The organism is Mesorhizobium sp. CO1-1-7 (genome assembly GCF_020164885.1).
Classification (GTDB): domain Bacteria; phylum Pseudomonadota; class Alphaproteobacteria; order Rhizobiales; family Rhizobiaceae; genus Mesorhizobium; species Mesorhizobium australicum.
On the sequence record NZ_JAIUHA010000011.1, the window covers coordinates 210,491 to 226,762 of the forward strand.

12 protein-coding genes are annotated in these 16,272 nt (G+C 61.5%); 4 read left to right on the forward strand and 8 right to left on the reverse strand.

Going from position 1 to position 16,272, the window contains the following annotated elements:
- Positions 1-34 precede the first annotated feature (34 nt).
- The 3 genes from LB516_RS24310 to LB516_RS24320 all read right to left on the reverse strand — a co-directional run bounded on the left by LB516_RS24310 (position 35) and on the right by LB516_RS24320 (position 3,695).
- The gene (locus tag LB516_RS24310) at positions 35-1,462 is read right to left on the reverse strand and encodes a glutamate-1-semialdehyde 2,1-aminomutase (RefSeq protein WP_140721991.1); all 1,428 of its coding nucleotides are present in this window, start codon (positions 1,460-1,462) and stop codon (positions 35-37) included.
- Between the two features lie 562 nt (positions 1,463-2,024).
- Positions 2,025-2,771 (reverse strand): response regulator transcription factor, encoded by a 747-nt coding sequence (locus tag LB516_RS24315; RefSeq protein ID WP_140721988.1) that lies wholly within the window; start codon positions 2,769-2,771, stop codon positions 2,025-2,027.
- 699 nt (positions 2,772-3,470) lie between these two features.
- The gene (locus tag LB516_RS24320; RefSeq protein WP_140620151.1) at positions 3,471-3,695 is read right to left on the reverse strand and encodes a hypothetical protein; all 225 of its coding nucleotides are present in this window, start codon (positions 3,693-3,695) and stop codon (positions 3,471-3,473) included.
- Positions 3,696-4,187: 492 nt separating this feature from the next.
- Between LB516_RS24320 and LB516_RS24325 the strand changes: the two genes are divergently transcribed.
- Positions 4,188-5,714, forward strand: coding sequence for a hypothetical protein (locus LB516_RS24325; RefSeq protein ID WP_181174545.1), 1,527 nt, complete (start codon positions 4,188-4,190; stop codon positions 5,712-5,714).
- A gap of 216 nt (positions 5,715-5,930) precedes the next feature.
- Here the strand turns inward: LB516_RS24325 and LB516_RS24330 are convergent, their stop codons facing one another.
- Positions 5,931-6,164: a DUF6894 family protein gene (locus tag LB516_RS24330; RefSeq protein WP_023781630.1), complete on the reverse strand. Its 234-nt coding sequence runs from the start codon at positions 6,162-6,164 to the stop codon at positions 5,931-5,933.
- A 387-nt stretch (positions 6,165-6,551) separates the two neighbouring features.
- On the opposite strand from LB516_RS24330, the gene LB516_RS24335 reads away from it, so the two are divergent.
- The gene (locus LB516_RS24335) at positions 6,552-8,060 is read left to right on the forward strand and encodes a phosphomannomutase/phosphoglucomutase (RefSeq protein ID WP_140721985.1); all 1,509 of its coding nucleotides are present in this window, start codon (positions 6,552-6,554) and stop codon (positions 8,058-8,060) included.
- 890 nt (positions 8,061-8,950) lie between these two features.
- Positions 8,951-9,271 carry a DUF982 domain-containing protein gene (locus tag LB516_RS24340; protein WP_140721982.1) on the forward strand — a complete coding sequence of 107 codons (321 nt, stop codon included), beginning with the start codon at positions 8,951-8,953 and terminating at the stop codon, positions 9,269-9,271.
- Between the two features lie 218 nt (positions 9,272-9,489).
- On the opposite strand, the gene LB516_RS24345 is transcribed toward LB516_RS24340, so the two are convergent.
- The 4 genes from LB516_RS24345 to LB516_RS24360 all read right to left on the reverse strand — a co-directional run bounded on the left by LB516_RS24345 (position 9,490) and on the right by LB516_RS24360 (position 15,393).
- Positions 9,490-11,094 carry an SEL1-like repeat protein gene (locus LB516_RS24345; protein WP_224720487.1) on the reverse strand — a complete coding sequence of 535 codons (1,605 nt, stop codon included), beginning with the start codon at positions 11,092-11,094 and terminating at the stop codon, positions 9,490-9,492.
- A 159-nt stretch (positions 11,095-11,253) separates the two neighbouring features.
- Positions 11,254-12,615, reverse strand: a complete 1,362-nt coding sequence (locus LB516_RS24350; RefSeq protein WP_224720488.1) for an HlyD family type I secretion periplasmic adaptor subunit — start codon at positions 12,613-12,615, stop codon at positions 11,254-11,256.
- An 83-nt stretch (positions 12,616-12,698) separates the two neighbouring features.
- On the reverse strand, positions 12,699-14,990 hold the full coding sequence (locus LB516_RS24355) for a peptidase domain-containing ABC transporter (protein WP_140721973.1): 2,292 nt from the start codon (positions 14,988-14,990) through the stop codon (positions 12,699-12,701).
- A gap of 223 nt (positions 14,991-15,213) precedes the next feature.
- Positions 15,214-15,393: a hypothetical protein gene (locus LB516_RS24360; protein ID WP_023796661.1), complete on the reverse strand. Its 180-nt coding sequence runs from the start codon at positions 15,391-15,393 to the stop codon at positions 15,214-15,216.
- Positions 15,394-15,655: 262 nt separating this feature from the next.
- On the opposite strand from LB516_RS24360, the gene LB516_RS24365 reads away from it, so the two are divergent.
- Positions 15,656-15,979, forward strand: a complete 324-nt coding sequence (locus LB516_RS24365; RefSeq protein WP_224720489.1) for a hypothetical protein — start codon at positions 15,656-15,658, stop codon at positions 15,977-15,979.
- The last annotated feature ends 293 nt before the right edge of the window (positions 15,980-16,272 follow it).

A 16,272-nucleotide genomic window follows, 5' to 3' on the forward strand; every position in this document is an offset into this window, starting at 1 on the left:
GCGCACCGCGCTCTGCCAGATCGGGGTTACCGGCTCATGAAGTGGGTACGAGCCCGCGGGTTTCTGATTGCCGTTTGGTCTCACTGCTCGCTGGCCGAGAATTCTGTGAGACCGCCGGTGTCTGGGCCTGTGCATCGCCATTGTTGAAGCGACGAAACACGATCTGCGAGGGACGGCCGACCAAAAATTGGCTTGCTCCCGAATCCAGGGCCTTGGCGTACACGCCCAGAGCACCATCGACGGCGTCTATGGTTTTCATGACGGCCGCGTCGTCGTGCGTGTAGCTGACGACGAGAGATGGCATGAGGACACCACGCTTGATCGTCTCCTGCAGGAACAGGGAACGGTATGTCTGTGAGGGCTTGCCGTCCTGGTCAAGCGTGGCGTAGGCGAGACAGCTGGGGCGGCCGACAACTTTGAAGTGCCGATCCAATCCATGGCGTCTGGAAACCTCCGTGATACCTTCCTTCAATTTCGTTCCCTGACGGTGCAGGTGTTCGATGACGGACTGGTCCTGATAAACCCGCATGGTCGCGATGGCCGCGGCAAGCGCGTGGGTTTCCGCACCATGCGTGGTCGACAGCAGAAAGACACGGGGGCGATCCGTATGCTCGAGCCCACCCAGCCGCATATATTCGCGTTTGCCTGCCAGGGCGGAGACCGAAAAACCATTGCCAAGAGCCTTGCCGAATGTCGACAAGTCCGGTTCGATGCCATAGAGCCTTTGTGCTCCCGCTGCATGCCACCTGAACCCGGTGATCATTTCGTCGAGAATGAACAGCGCGCCATTTTCCCGGCAAAGCCGGTGGACATTATGCAGGAAGCCGTCGACCGGATCGTCGCCACGGGAAGGTTCCAGGATCAGAGCGGCCACCTTACCCGGGTGCCTGTCGAACAAATCCTTGACACTAGCGATGTCGTTGTACCGGAATGTGAGGGTCAGGTTTTGAACCGCTTCTGGAATTCCCGCATTCATCGGTGTGGTGCCAATGAACCAATCGTCTGTCGAAAAGAAAGGGTGGTCGGCGCAGCACGCGACGAGATCGCGACCCGTGTAGGCGCGGGCAAGGCGGACGGCGCCTGACGTCGCGTCCGATCCGTCCTTGCAGAATTTTACCATCTGCGCACCGACGAGTTCAAGGAAGGTTTCGGCGCAGTCAACTTCGATCCTTGCGGGGCGCGTGAAGTTGGCTCCGCCTGCTAGCGCCGCCTCCACCGCCCTGAGCACCGTTGGGTATGCATGCCCCAGCCCGACGGAACGGTTGCCCATGCCGTATTCGATGTATTGGTTTCCATCGACATCCCAGACGTGGCACCCCAGACCACGTTCGATAAAGCCCGGCGCGAGAACGGGATACTGATCCTCGCCTTTGGCGTAGGTGTGGCTGCCGCCCGGGATCAGCTCGCGGCCACGTTCTTGAAGGTGTCCCGATTTGCGAAAACAGAGGCTTTGCTCAGGCATGCGGACTGCTCCAGTTCGACAGAAAGTCTAGATGTCTGAGCCTGGATTTTCGCGTTCTCCATAAGGTCACCGGTTTAGCACTTATGGTGGATGGAAGGGGCGATTGTACGGACTTGTGCGGCAAACGCGCCAACCGACAAGCAGCATCAAGGCGCAAGCGAATGAGTTCGCGCAGCGTTGCCTGCTGCCGGGAGCAGCTAATCCTGCGTAGGTTGGGTGAACTAGGCTCAACGCTGGAACATGGGGGAACAGTCCGGCAAGTCCTAAACGCTCATGATATTGCGCCGCGGCTGCCGCGAACTACGACCCCTCACCCGCGGACGACCCGGGAATTCCCGGTGATCCTGCCAAATAGCCGCCCCCTACGTGATCACGCCATTCACGGAAAAGAGGCTTATGGTAAACAGCTAGCAGCGGTCGATTCCCCCGGGATGTAGCCGCTCAGAATGAAGCCCGCCCGGGTCGCTACCGTGGCGGGCTTTTCGTTGACCGCGACCCGCTTGGTGCGTTCGCTACATAAGACCGCGATCGTACATTGAGGGAAGGCGGCTTGTGATTGCGATCACCGTTCAGCCGCAGCTCCTTCCGCGAAGAGATCATTGACCTTGTATGCGACTTCCGTGCGGTTGGTCGCCTTGAGCTTTTTCATGATGTTGCGGATGTGCACCTTCACCGTGCTTTCGCGCAGGTTCAGTTCAAAGGCGATGATCTTGTTGGCCTTGCCGCGTCGGAGCGCCTGCGCGACCTCAGCCTGCCTGAGCGTGAACATGCCGGTCAAAGGCGCATCACGGCTGCCTGAATCTATCAGGTGCCGCATAGACAGAACGCTACTTGCCGGAACGAAAATGCCTCCCGCTGCCGCAAGATTGATTGCCTCGACACAGACATCGATCCCTACAGAGGTTGGAATGTAGCCACGCGCGCCACATTCGAGAGCCGTCAGTATCTGTGCGAGGTCTTCGGTGTCCGCCAAAATCACTACGGGCACCGACTTGAATTCGCTCGAAATTCGCCTGATCTGGTCCGCGATACCCTGGTCAGTGACTTTCCGGCCACCTAGGTTGAAGAGAATGGCTGCAAGGGTCATCCCCTCTTTGGCGCGCCATTCGGCAATCGATCCCATGGCTTCGACGGCCATGCCGAGATCGTGGTCTTCCAGAGCCGATGCGAGACATTCGCGGTCGAGCGCCCTTCCGTCCAGGATGAGCAGACATTCCCTGCCTGCTCGTTGCACCATTCCCGCTCCGCCCGACGGGATGTCTGCCTGCTCTGCCGAAGTATATTTATGCATTCCTACTGTGGAGCCCATACTCTTACCCACCCTTTTACCACGCGATCCGCCCTGCGGCGGCCAATTAGCCCCTCACTCTGCAGTTCTTCAGAAATTGAAAAATAGCGCCCGCCGTTTTGGGAGCTTCAGCTGGAATTCGCCCAGCCTTGCACCCACTGCTGTTCCCTGTTCCCAATCCCAACCAGAACAACCTGAGCTTATGGGCTATTTATGAGCCGGCGCTAACTTAGATTAACATTTAGTTAAATTTTTGAATCTGCGAAAAACACTAACGGCTAACCCCGCCGCGGGCGCTACGGTGTTAGGTAAAACATGCGAGCTGGCCAGTCGCGGATGTGTTGTGGAGCGTCTGAATACCGCACGACATCGCAACGCTGCGAAGGTGAACCCATCCGAAGACGGCTGGCCTCGGCGGTCCTCATCCCATAGGCGTAGCCGACTGCCCCTCCGGCAGTCAAAAGCCATGTATCACCAAAGCATCGGTTGATTGCATAGGCGCCGCCACTGTCATCTAAGCGCCTGCTTCGCGCAACGCTCAACCAAAGGACGGCGTAGGGCAGCTCCCTGGCGCTCCTTGGACGCTGTGGCAAATGCCAGCTCGTTTGGTCGGGAAGGGGAAGGCAAATCCGCCAGCATCCCTAGCGGACACGAGGTCCGAAGCAGCACACGGTGCCGCAGCACTTAGACCGACAGAGCTACGCCATGTATAGCTCGGGCTCAGGCGGTCCCCTGGGGATCATTCTCGGTCAGCCAAGATGCGTCCAGAACAGGTCCGGCATTCTGGACATCGGCTTCGAAGGCGTCGATCAACCTTTTGGCGGCTTTGCTGGCGATATGGCTCTCAGGGTAGGTGGCCTTCACGGCCCGTGCACACTCGTAAACCTCCTTGAGTTTCCTAACCTGCTTGAGCCCTAACGCGCGATATACTCCATGGCTGGTCATATCGCCTCTCCTCCCTGTAGTGGAATTCTCCGCTGCCCGGCCTACTATGCGTCTGCATTGACAGAGAGTTTCCTGGCTGAAAGCAAAAAACTGCGTGCGACTGTAGTAAGGTCGTCGGCTTCCCGGGTCGAGGCGTTCTTTAGGGGGCCCGCCGGAACCAGGGCTTAGCCATTCGCGGGAGGGTACGACCCGCTTCGCGCCTCCGTCGCAGACCTGTTTGTTCTCGAATTGTGCTCAGGTGCATGTTCTGGCGCGACGTTGATGGGGACATTCGATCACTCAACGCCAAGCGCTTTTGAGCGCACGCCACCACCTTGATTATCAAGGCCACGGAAGTGACGTCAGGACGAGCATTGGCGCGCTCTACCATCGCCGGTGGAAGGCTACCCCCTTTGACTCACTTGCTCAGCACATCCAGCTGTCGAAAGATTAGCGATCGGACAGCTCGCTGTATCCGCGTCACAGGGCCAAACCAAGCGGGAACTCGTCGGCATGCAGGTGTCTCTGCCGGGACTGCTAATATGCGCGGCTATTTTGGTCACGTCCTACTATTCAAGGGGAATGCTGATCATCGGCTTGATCGCTTCCCAGGCTTTCGGCGCGACGGCCGTCATGACACTGAGCTTTCTGGGCGGGTCATCTCCATTGATCTATACCATGTTCGCGGCCTTGCTTGTCACGACCGTCGCTGCAAGACGTCGCATATGGCTTGATCTTGGACTCGTGTTCGGAAGCATCCGGACGGTCTGGATCCTGACAAGCCTCATGTTGTACGCAGTCATCGGATCATGGTTGTTTCCGAGATTCTTTGCGGGACAGACCGCCGTATTCGTGCAGGCCAAGACCCGCGGCATAGTCATAGAAGATTCCTTGGCGCCGGTTTCCGGCAACATCTCTCAGACCGGCTATTTCGTCCTTGGTGGACTCGCCGCTATAGCGCTTTGCGCCCTGCTGCTGCACTCCGACCGGATCGACCAGGTCCGGCGCGGCTTCTTCTTGTGGTGCGGTCTCCACACGGGGATGGGAGTCTTCGATTTCATCAGCAAGACGGTGGGCGCGGGAGACCTGCTGGGCCCGATCAGAACCGCCAACTACGCGATCATATCGAACGCGACGGAGGCCGGATTCGTGCGGATCACCGGACCTTTTTCGGAGGCCTCTTCATTCGCCAGCGTTTCCCTCGCCTGCCTGGCATTCTGCTACAGCTACTGGAGAAAGACGAAATCACCGCTGGCCAAATGGCTGGCTGCCATCCTGCTCTTCCTGTCCATTCTGTCGACTTCATCGACGGCCTATGTCGGGCTGATACTGCTATGCATCCCGGTTGCTTTGTCGATGCTGGGCTCGATCCTGAGGGGAAAGGTCGAGGGCGAAGAGATCCTGATAATGGCTCTCTTGGTGTTGGGCGGGACAGCCATGTTGGGCATAAGTCTTTACAAGGCCGAGGCGTTTGACCCGTTCGTCAGGCTGATCAACAGCACCATCATCAACAAAGCCGATTCCGCCTCGGGCCATGAACGCACCTATTGGAATGTAAAGAGCCTGCAGTCGTTTCTCGATACCAGCGGCCTGGGCGTGGGGTTCGGCAGCTCAAGAGCATCGAGTTGGCCGATCGCTGTCCTTTCCCAGTTGGGTTTGTTCGGGTCGCTGATGATGGGTGTCCTGCTGTGTGTCCTGGCTAGGGGGCTGGGGGCGGTTCGGCAATGGGTGGCCCCAGAAACAGACGCCGTCGTGGCTAGCGTCAGGAATGCTGCCCTTGCAAGCATAATTGCCATTTCGGTATCGGGCGGCAGCGCTGATCCAGGCATCCTCTTTTTCATTGCACTTGCAGTCGTTTGTGCCACGAGAGTCAGTGCTCGGCGCGGCATTGCCGCATTCGAGCGATCTAGCCCGGCGTCCGGCGACGGTGCGGCCAAAGTCGTGTACTCCGGTTCCGCCGAGTTGGCTTTGCGACGGCAAAGGTTGCTGGCAATGTGTCAGGGCCCGGTGATGTTCAAAATGGATGGGGATGTTGACTAACCGGCGAGTCTGGGCTCGATCGCCCTTGGCTGGGGCGCCGGTCGCCTGGCAAGGAGAGGAGGGTTGCCGCCAAAAGCTGGTCGCAGCCTGCAGGCTGTGCCGGACAGGTGCAACACGCTGGCGCCACAATCCTGCCTGACCTCACCTGCGCATCCGACGGCTACATCGTTGCGGGGCAGCTCATCCGTGCGAAGCTGATGCCGGTTTTGGGGATTTTCAGAAGACTTTTATATTGCAATCAATATTTGCTTCCATCACGGGCCTACGGCTTTCGTCGGATACGACTACCGAAAGCTTGCTTTGCAACTCGCCCTGAACTTCGTCCTGTGCCATGGCGACCAGCATTCTGACTGCGTCTACCCGGGCCTCAAGCGCACCGACGTAATGGGTGCCCTCGGTGTCGGGAAAATGGGATTTGCCGTCCCGGACATCGAAAAAAAACAGTGGCATTTTGCATCCGCGCTTAACAACAAACCGCTCGTCAAAGCGGGGTTTTGCATCTTGCTCACGGCTGCTTAGGGCATTCGCCCACAAGATTCTAGCAACCGCAGATGGTCAACCGGAGACGGTTGTGGAGAACTCAAATCCGGTTGATCACAAAATGTTAAAAAGGTTCGATTGGCCGACAAAACCGTTTCCCGAGACTTCGCCTTCTGCACCGTCGGGAAAGCGACAGCCATCGCCTTTTCAAAAGCAGTGTCGGCCCGCTAAGGCCGCAGCAGGCGTCGAGCCTGAGCAGGCTCAACCAAACTGATAGATAGGCCTGAGGAACGGTTCCGGTAAGCTACCGCCTCGACAAGCGCATTCGTGTCGTTTTCATCTGCGGAGTTTCCTTTCGTGCCTCTGAATTTCATTGCCGAAGCCCGGCCCAACACCTTCGCGTTTGAAACCTCTGCGCTGATCAAGGCATGCGGCTTCAGGGAATATGACGCGCGCTGGTGGTTTGGCCAGGTCGCGCCCGAACTCAACCTGATCGGCGTCCAGGCGTTGGGTATGGGGCTCGGCACGATGATCCGCCGTCTCGGGGTTGGGCCAGACATCGTCACCGGACATGATTTCCGTTCCTATTCGCTCGGCATCAAGCTGGCGTTGGTTTCCGGGCTGATGGCGACCGGCGCACGGGTGAAGGATATCGGTCTGGCGCTGTCGCCGATGGCCTATTTCGCGCAGTTCGCGCTCGATACGCCGTCGGTGGCCATGGTCACGGCCTCGCACAACGAGAATGGCTGGACCGGCGTCAAGATGGGAGCGGCGCGGCCGCTGACCTTCGGCCCCGAGGAGATGAGCGCGCTGAAGGCGATCGTGCTGGCCGGCGATTTCGACCTTACCGGCGGCGGCACCTATGATTTCGTCGACAATTTTCGCGCCACCTATCTTGACGATGTGACAAGGGACAAGCGCATCACACGAAAGCTGAAAGTGGTCGCCGCCTGCGGCAATGGCACTGCTGGCGCCTTCGCACCTGAGGCGCTGGAACGCATTGGCTGCGAGGTGATCCCGCTCGATGTCGAGCTTGATCATACGTTTCCAAACTACAACCCCAATCCGGAAGACATGCAGATGCTGCATGCCATCCGAGACAAGGTGCTGAAGACCGGGGCCGATGTCGGGTTGGGATTCGATGGCGACGGCGACCGCTGCGGCGTCGTCGACAATGAAGGCAAGGTGATCTTCGCCGACAAGGTCGGGGTCATGCTGGCACGCGACATTTCCAGCCAATATCCGGGTTCGACCTTCGTCGTCGACGTCAAGTCGACCGGACTGTTCAACACCGACGCGGTGCTGCGCGCCAATGGCGCTGTTACCGACTATTGGAAGACTGGCCATTCCTACATCAAGCGCCGGGTTGCCGAACTCGGCGCGATCGCCGGCTTCGAAAAATCGGGCCATTTCTTCTTCAACCCCCCAATCGGGCGCGGCTATGACGACGGACTGGTCACGGCAATCGCCATGTGTCAGATGCTGGACCGTAACCCGGTCAGTTCGATGGCCGATCTCTACGGGGCACTGCCGCTGACCTTCGGCACGCCCACAATGTCCCCGCACTGCGCCGACGATGTGAAGTATGGCGTGGTCGAGCGAGTGGTCTCCGATTTTCAGGCGATGAAGCGGGACGGCGACAGTTTCGCTGGCCAAAAGATCGGCGACCTCGTCACCGTCAATGGCGTGCGCGTCGTTGCCGAGGACGGTACCTGGGGCCTGGTGCGCGCCTCGTCGAACAAGCCGGAACTGGTCGTGGTCGTCGAAAGTCCGGTCTCGTCCGAGCGTCGCCGGCAGATGTTCGATGCCGTCGATGCCGTGCTGCGCCGCAGTCCGGAAGTCGGCGCCTACAACCAGACTTTTTGACAGGGCCAAGCGGCGAGAATGGCGGCTTGGTGCAACTGATTATTGCAAAGTGGGACGACGGGCTCTTGCATCCTCAGGCTCCAGGGCAGGCTCTGCCGGGGTTCGCAGCGTCAAAGCTGTGCCGTAATGGGCCACCCGCAAATGGTCCCTCAATTGCATCTCCCATCCAGCGTCAGGGGTGAACCTTGGCGAGCGCTGGGATAACCATCATGATTTCAAACACACCGCGGCTCGGCTGCAACAGGTGCAAACTTGCTCTTGTCGGCGATGAGACACGACCATCGAATGTCCTGAGATGCCCTGGGTGTGGGGCTTCAGACACGTGCGAGAATGTGATGCTGGAGATTGACGAGAGGCGAGCCGAGGCACTTTCGCGCGCCCTTTGCCGCCCAGAAATGCGGGGGGTAAGAACGGGTCGGCCAAAAGTGTACCGTTTCGCGCTTCTGTTTGGGACAGGGCGGCTCGTGCGAGCCGACGTCAAAGACGGGCAGTAGCATCGCGCCGGCGGTCGGCCCTTGCCAGGCCGACAGCAAACGCCAAGATCAGGTGCTTCTGGCGACCTGGTCGGGAGCCGTAACGGCAAGCTGTACTCCTCGACTGCCAAATTGTCTGTTCAGACCCTTCTTCAAGCGAACGATATCTGGTCAGTATGCAAGCTGTATGTAACCATCTGTACAGAGCAATTTAGGTAACGGCCCGCACTGCGGTCCATGGCAGCTGCCGGAAGTAGGCGCGACTTCAGAATTCGTCGGAGGCTCTTAGTCCGTAAGACCTACTTGGATATTTGCCAGACTATGATGCATCCTGAGGCCACAAATGGTCCTTGGCCCGGTCACCTCAGTGCTGAGCTAGTGGCACTCTGACTACGGTCGTCGAAACGGAGCTCAACAATGACGCCCAAGCGCTTCACCCGCCCGGTTCAGGTAATTGTGGGACTTGGCTTTGCGCATGAGGTGTCATCTGTCATGGATGCCTATCAGCTTCTCGACGAATGGGTCGGGTTCCGCAGCCCAACACATGCGGCCACACTTGCGCTTTTCCGGTCTGCCCTTGCAGACGACGAAGATGCTGAAACGGCTCGCCTTGCCTTTGAGGCATTTGCTCGATCTCGGGGCATTCTCGCCGCGGAGGAAATCGTGTCCTCTGGTGGTGCTGCAGAAGAGTGGATGACAGCCTATGACAGACGGTCAGAAGTCGTGGTTGATGGCTAGTGCACGGTGGCCAACAGTGACTTCGGTTTTGGGAAGGCGACACGCATAAGACCTACGTAAAGCGCGTCGCCTGAAATCCGTCTCGACGCGAAGCGCTTCAGGCGATGACCGCAGCGGTCACCCCGGTGGCTTGCAAGCTCTGGACGTGTCCGCACGAGGCCACCTCAGCGGGCGATCGCGCCACGAGCCTGACGGTTTGTTGACAAAATCGGCAAAGCTCAACCAGATATGGGCTCGGCGAGTTCGTCGGCCGCTTCACTGACGCCGCAGGCAGCCGCGCGCTCGAGCCAGACCCGGCCGGCCGCGGGGTCGCACTCCCCGGCCAGGCCATTGACGAGGTAACGCCCAAGCATGAGCTGGGCTTGGCCATGACCACGCCCGGCAGCGGCGGCGAACCATTTCTGCGCCGCCTTGTGGTCAACCGGCAGGGCCTGGCCAGCACCGTACAGCGCACCTAGCGCAAACATCGCCCCGGCGTGGCCGTCGAGAGCGGCCTGCTTGAACAACTGCGTTGCGACCTCTGGCTCGCGGGCGCCACCGCGCCCGTTGAGCAGCATCTCGGCAAGCGCGACCTGTGCGTCGAGGACGCCGGCTTTGCCCGCCCGACCAAACCAGAGGCGGGCCTGCCTTGGATCCGTCGCCACGCCGCGGCCATCCTGGAGGAGGCGGGCATACATATATTGCGCCTCCGCGACACCTTCGGCGGCCCGCCTCAGCCACTGCGCCGCTTGTGCCTCGTCCTGGCGCACGCCAACGCCGTTGGCGAAGCAAAGCCCGAGATTGAATGCTGCAATCAGGTCGCCCGATGATGCGGCGGCCTCGAACCAACCGGCAACGCTTGCGCCGTCGTCCGGCTCGCCGGCTCCTCCGAGGACGAGATTGGCGAGGTCGATCTGTGCGTCCTGATTGCCGGCATTGGCAGAGGCGCGCAGCCAGCGTGCTCCCTCTTCGACGTCCTCAGCCACACCATTCCCCGTCAGGTAGAGAGAGGCCAGGGCGCGGGCGGCGGCCTGGTGACCCGCTTCGGCCGCCCGCCGATACCAGTTTGCCGCTTCCGCAAAATCGGGCCGCTGGTTTTTCACGTAGCGATCGCCCAGGAGATAGGCGGCCTCGCTGTTGCCGGCCAAGGCGGCACTGCGCATCCAGGCCTCGCCGGCAGCGGGATCATGGTCGACGAGGCCACCATCAATCAGTGCCAAGCCCAGCCGGAACTGGGCGGAGGGAAGGCCCTTCTCTGCGGCGGCCTGATAGAGTCGAGCGGCGGCCGCCAGGTCGCGTGAGACGCCGAGCCCGTGCTCGGTGAGGACCGCCAGAAGATAGGTTGCGGTCGGCAGGCCGGCGTCGGCCGCGCGCCGCACCTCGGCCGCAATCCTGACCCGGTGTTCGCGATTGCCACGCCGGGCGAGCGACAGGGCAAGACCAAGACATCCTTCGGCACAGCCGGCGGAAGCCGACTTCTCGTACCAGTGATGCGCCGCATCTGCGTTGCGCATCGGCTTGGGGCCGCTGGTGAGGATATAGCCAAGGATCGCCTGTCCGGTTGGCGAGCCCGCCTCGGCCGCCTTGGTGGCCAGTTCGAAGGCTGCCGTGAAGTCCGGTTCGCCTGGGCGGTCGCGTTTGAACAATTCTTCCGATCCGGCGCCTTTACTGGCGGCTTCCGCCGGGACCAGCCCGGTCACGTAGAGTGCGGCAAGGAGCGCCTGCGCATCGGCGTTGCCGTGATTGGCTGCCCGCAGCAGCCAACGCGCGCCTTCCACACGGCTGGGCGGCACACCCGCTCCCTCGAGATAGCAACGCGCGACCCGGTATTCGGCCTCGACCATTCCCGCACGCGCGGCTATCGCCACCAGCGGAAAGGCTTCAGCTGGTTTGCCGGCGTCGAAAAGCTGGATAGACCGGCGCAACGCTGCCGCCGGGGAGACGCGTCCAGCCAGCCGATGCAGAATTGTCATCGATCCCGAACCTCTGATTGCTCCGATCCTCTATGGCTCCCGCATTGCTTCCTGGCTGACCGGGAGCATCACTGCGAGTATGTACTTGAGCACAGTACGCCGACCGACCTTGACGTCGGCGGTCACCGGCATTCCGGGGCTGACGGTGAAGCCGGCAGGCACGCCGTGAAGAGCGACCTGATCGATGGATATGCGCACGCGATAGAACGGCTCGGCGTCGGAAGGCAGCATGGCCAGCGAGCTGTTCGGATCGCGGGCTTGCTCCTGGGCAGAAAAGGAATCCGGGCTGAGCGTCCGCACGGTGCCATGCGCGAGCCCGTATTGCGAATAGGGGAAAGTGTCGAACTTGATGACCACCTGGTCGCCGACATGGACGAAGCCGCTGCTGCGGCCGACGATGTTTGTCTCGATCTCGAGCGGCGCGTTAGCCGGTACAAGGGTGATCAAGCGCTCTCCGGACTGCAGTACCGAACCGACCGAGACCTTGGCCACCGATTGGACGGTGGCGTCGGCTTCACTCTTCAATTCAACCAACTGCTTGCGCAGCTTTGCCTTGTTGAGAAGTTCGCGCGCGTCGGATATCCGCGAACTCGCCTCCGAGAGACTTTGCGAGACATCGGCTCGCCATCCCTGAATGTAGCCGTCGCGCTCGGCGGCCACGGCCTGCTGCTGGAGCCTTGCGGCTTGGGCCGTCTGCTCGGCATTGCCAAGCGACCGGGACATTTCGGCGCGATTGTCTTCGGCCAGCAGTGTGTTGAGGCGGCTGCCCACCTGCCGTGCTTCGAGCTGCTTGCGCATCTGTTCGATCGAGGACGCCACAGTGAGCCGCTGGCGGTAGCCGTCGGCATCCGACAGCGAACGCGAGATCACGGAACCGAGTTCGTCGCGCTGGCGGTCGAAATTTTCGACCTTGGCGTCGTAGACCGCCTTGCGGCGCTCAAAGATCGATGCCTGCAGGGTCCAGCTTGGGTCCAGACCATCATAGTTGAAGATCTTGCCGTCTGCTTCAGCCTTCAGGCGCGCCACTTCGGCTTCAAGCGTCGAAACCTGCATCGCAAGCGCCGCCAGGTCGGCTGAAGCAAAGGTCGCATCGAGGCGAGCAAGCACTTGACCGGCCTGAACGTGCTGTCCTTCACGAACGTCGATCGAACGCACGATCGCCGTCTCCAGCGGCTGCACCAGGATGTTGGGCGCGTTTGACACCACCAGCCCCCTTGCCGTCACAACCTGATCCACGGGTATTAGTCCTGCCAGGGCGATCAGCGCCAGGACCAGGGTCGCAATGATCCAGACGATGCCGCGCGCCGTGCGCGGAATGGGTGCATTGGTGACGGCGCTCGACGGCCACTGGAACTCAAGTATGGCCGGGGTTGTCGGATCCCTCGTTTCCATCCGCTGCCGCCGGGCGGGGAGGGCGATGAGCGAGGTGCTACTCATGGGTTACCAAACCTGAAGCGTAGATTGTCTTGGCATCGTCAAACCAACCGCGGCGGTATGGCGACCGGACGGCCTTGGCGTCCATCGAGGTGCCGGTTTTGCTGCGACCACAGCTGGCGATAGAGCGTGCATCGGTCGAGCAGCGTCGCGTGCGGCGCGACGTCGAGCACCTTACCCTGATCCATGACCAGGATGTTGTCGCATTCTGTCAGCGAGGACAGCCGGTGCGAAACGATGATCATGGTGCGCCCGCTGGCGATGCGCATGAGGTTGGCGCTGACCACTGCCTCGCTCTCGGGGTCGAGCGCGCTGGTCGCTTCGTCGAGGATGAGGATTGTCGGATCGTGGATGAGGGCGCGCGCGATCGCCAGCCGCTGCTTTTGACCGCCTGACAGATTGGGCGAGCCTTCCTCGATGTAGGTGTCGTAACCATTGGGCATCCGCTCGATGAATTCCTGGGCACCGGCGAGATGCGCGGCACGCATGGCGTCGGAAAGCGTCAGCCCTGGGCGCCCGGCGATGATGTTGTCACGGATCGAGCCGCGGAACAGAAAATTGTCCTGCAGCACCACGCCGAGCCCTTGGCGAAGATGGCGCAGGTTGATCTCCTTGAGGTCGACGCCATCAAGCTTGAGGAAGCCGCTGTAGTCACGGTTGATCCCCTGCAGGAGGCGCGCGATGGTCGATTTCCCCGACCCGCTGCGCCCGACAATGCCGAACATGGTGCCGGCAGGGATGTGGAAGCTGACCCGGTCAAGCGCGGGCGTCTTTGTAGCGATATAGCTGAAGGTCAGGTCGCTGAACGCCACCTCGCCGACGAGCTTGGGTCTCAGGCCGGTGGAATTCGAGCTGCTCTCCAGCGGCCGGTTGAGAACCGACGCTGCCTCGCCGATCGCCGCACCGACCTCCTCATAGTCCTCAACCAGTCGCGCCAGGCCGACCAGCGGCTGCGCCACGCGCTGGGAGATCATCATGAAGGCGAACAGGCTGCCGACCATGTAGCCGGAGCGGTCGTTCATGGCGAGATAGGCGCCGATCAGCATGGTGCCGAGCACCATCACGCGTTCGATCGGCGTGACCAAGGTCTGCGGCCAACTGGCGAGCTGGCCGAAGGCGAGACGGGCCTTTCCCGCTTCCGCCACCCGTTCATCCCAGAGCGCCTTGCGCTGCGGCTCAAGGCCGAGCGCCTTCACCGTCTTGATGCCGACGACAGTTTCGCCGAGCGCCGCCGACTTCCAGGTCTCGGCTTCGACCACCCGTTGGTACCTACGGCGCAGCGGCTTGAGATAGGCAAGGATGATCAGCATGATCACGACCGCGCAGGCCACCACGATCCAGGCCAGCGTGGCGTTGATATAGAACATTACCGGCACCAGCACGCACAGCGTGATCAGATCCAGGAACGTGCTGAGGAGCTTTCCGGTCAGGAATTCGCGGATACGATAGACCTGGGCGAGGTGATACATCGTCTCGCCGGCCGGATGGCGCTCGAAATAGTCGAGCGGCAGGCGCAGCAGCCGGCTAAAGACGTGCAGATGCAGCTTGGTGTCGAGACGGGCGCCGACGACGTTGATGATCAGCCGCCGCGCATGGCCAAGCAGGGTCTCGTAGACGAAAACCACGGCAATCACCGCGGACAAGAGCACCAGAGTGGACAGGCTGTTGAACTGCAGCACCTTGTTGACCAACGTCATGACCATCAGCGGCGGCAAGATGGTAAGGACACTCAGCGTGAACGAGGCGATGGCGATGTCGCGCAGGGGGCGGCTTTCGAGCCGCACCAGTTCGGCCAGCCAGTGCAGGGTGAAAGGCGCGTCCGCTGCCACATGCGACCGAGTAGGGCGCAGCAGCACGGCCTCGCCCGTCCACACCTGGGACAGCCGCAGCTCGTCGACGGCGGTGACCTCGCCGTCGTCTGGCGCGTCAGCACTTTTGAGGAAGACGACGTTGCGCTCGGCACTCGCGCCGGTAAGGAGACCCGCGCCGCCATCGTTGAACAACAGGACGACCGGTCCGGTGTCCTGGAAGCGCAAGAGGTGGGCCCAGCGGATGCGTATGGCGCGCGACCACATACCGGCGTTCTGCGCCCACTCGGAGAGATCGGCGGCGCTCGGCACCGGGTTGGCCGTCCTGAATTCCGAGGGGTCGAGTTCGACGCCGTGATAGCGGGCGGCCCGCAGTACGGCCTTGAGGCGCGCCCCGAGCTGGTCGAGCTCGGCGGGACCGCCGGGCGCATTCTGGCCGTCCGCCTGGTCCGCCGCAGCCTCGACCTCGGTCCCGGCGCGGATCCGGAGCGGCTGATTGTCGGCATTTACGGGAACGTTTACCACAGGCTTCTCATCCGGTACGCAGCGCCAACGATCCACAAGGCCCAGGGCCGAGGCGTTTCTGCCGAGGTTCCTGGCAATGGCGCACTGTACTCCGAACTGATCGGGAGCGCGACTCTCATGGCTTTTCCTCTTTCGAGATGATGAACGCGCGGGGTGCCGATTTCCAGCGAAGCCCGCGCGTCCTTTTCAACCTTGACCAGCTACCGTCGAGTCCGTTCGCCGCTCACTCATGTGGCTTCAAGAGATCCTTCAGGGTCGTCTTGACGGTGTGGTCGTTGCTGGCGTAGCCGGCGCCAGGCTTAGTCTGGTCGGAGGTAAGATCCGTGCTCGCCCCCGTCGGCTTGTTTTGGTTCTGACCAGATCCGCTGATCGTCTTGAGGACGTTGAGCAGGTCTGTCGTCACCGATGTGGCTGCAAGCCCGATCAGGTTGCGAAACGACGCTTGGCCGCCGGGGTCATTGCCGTTGCCGGCCGAGCTCGACGGCAGGAATTGCGTCGTGTCCTTGAGCCCCAGCGTGCTCGCCGTGACGTTGGCTTTGGAACCGCCGTTTCCGTTGCCAGAGTTGCCCTGCCCCTGGTGTGAGCTGTTGTCGGCATTGTTATGATCGCCGGAATTACCCGGCGCGGGCTGTTCTCCGTTGCCGTGGCCGTTATTGGCATGACCAGTGTCACCACCACCCGAACCGGTTCCTCCGGTCGGGCCTGTCGTCCCTGTCGGACCAGGCGAGCCGGTCGGACCGGTTGCTCCGGTCGAGCCAGTCGACCCGGTGGCGCCTGTCGAGCCTGTGGCACCCGTCGAGCCGGTGGCACCTGTCGCGCCTGTTGCACCCGTCGAGCCAGTCGCACCTGTCGACCCTGTGGCACCGGTCGAACCAGTGGCACCTGTCGACCCTGGGGCACCGGTCGAGCCAGTGGCACCGGTCGAGCCAGTCGCGCCGGTCGAGCCTGTTGCACCGGTCGAGCCTGTCGCGCCGGTTGCACCGGTATGACCCGTCGCACCAGTGGAACCCGTGGCACCGGTTGAGCCAGTGGCTCCGGTTGCACCGGTATGACCTGTCGCACCGGTCGAACCCGTAGCACCCGTCGAGCCAGTCGCTCCCGTTGAGCCCGTGGCGCCTGTTGCCCCTGTCGAGCCAGTCGCTCCGGTCGAACCTGTCGCTCCAGTTGCTCCTGTGGCACCGGTAAGACCTGTCGCACCGGTCGAGCCCGTAGCACCCGTCGAGCCAGTCGCTCCCGTTGAGCCCGTGGCGCCTGTTGCCCCTGTCGAGCCAGTCGCTCCGGT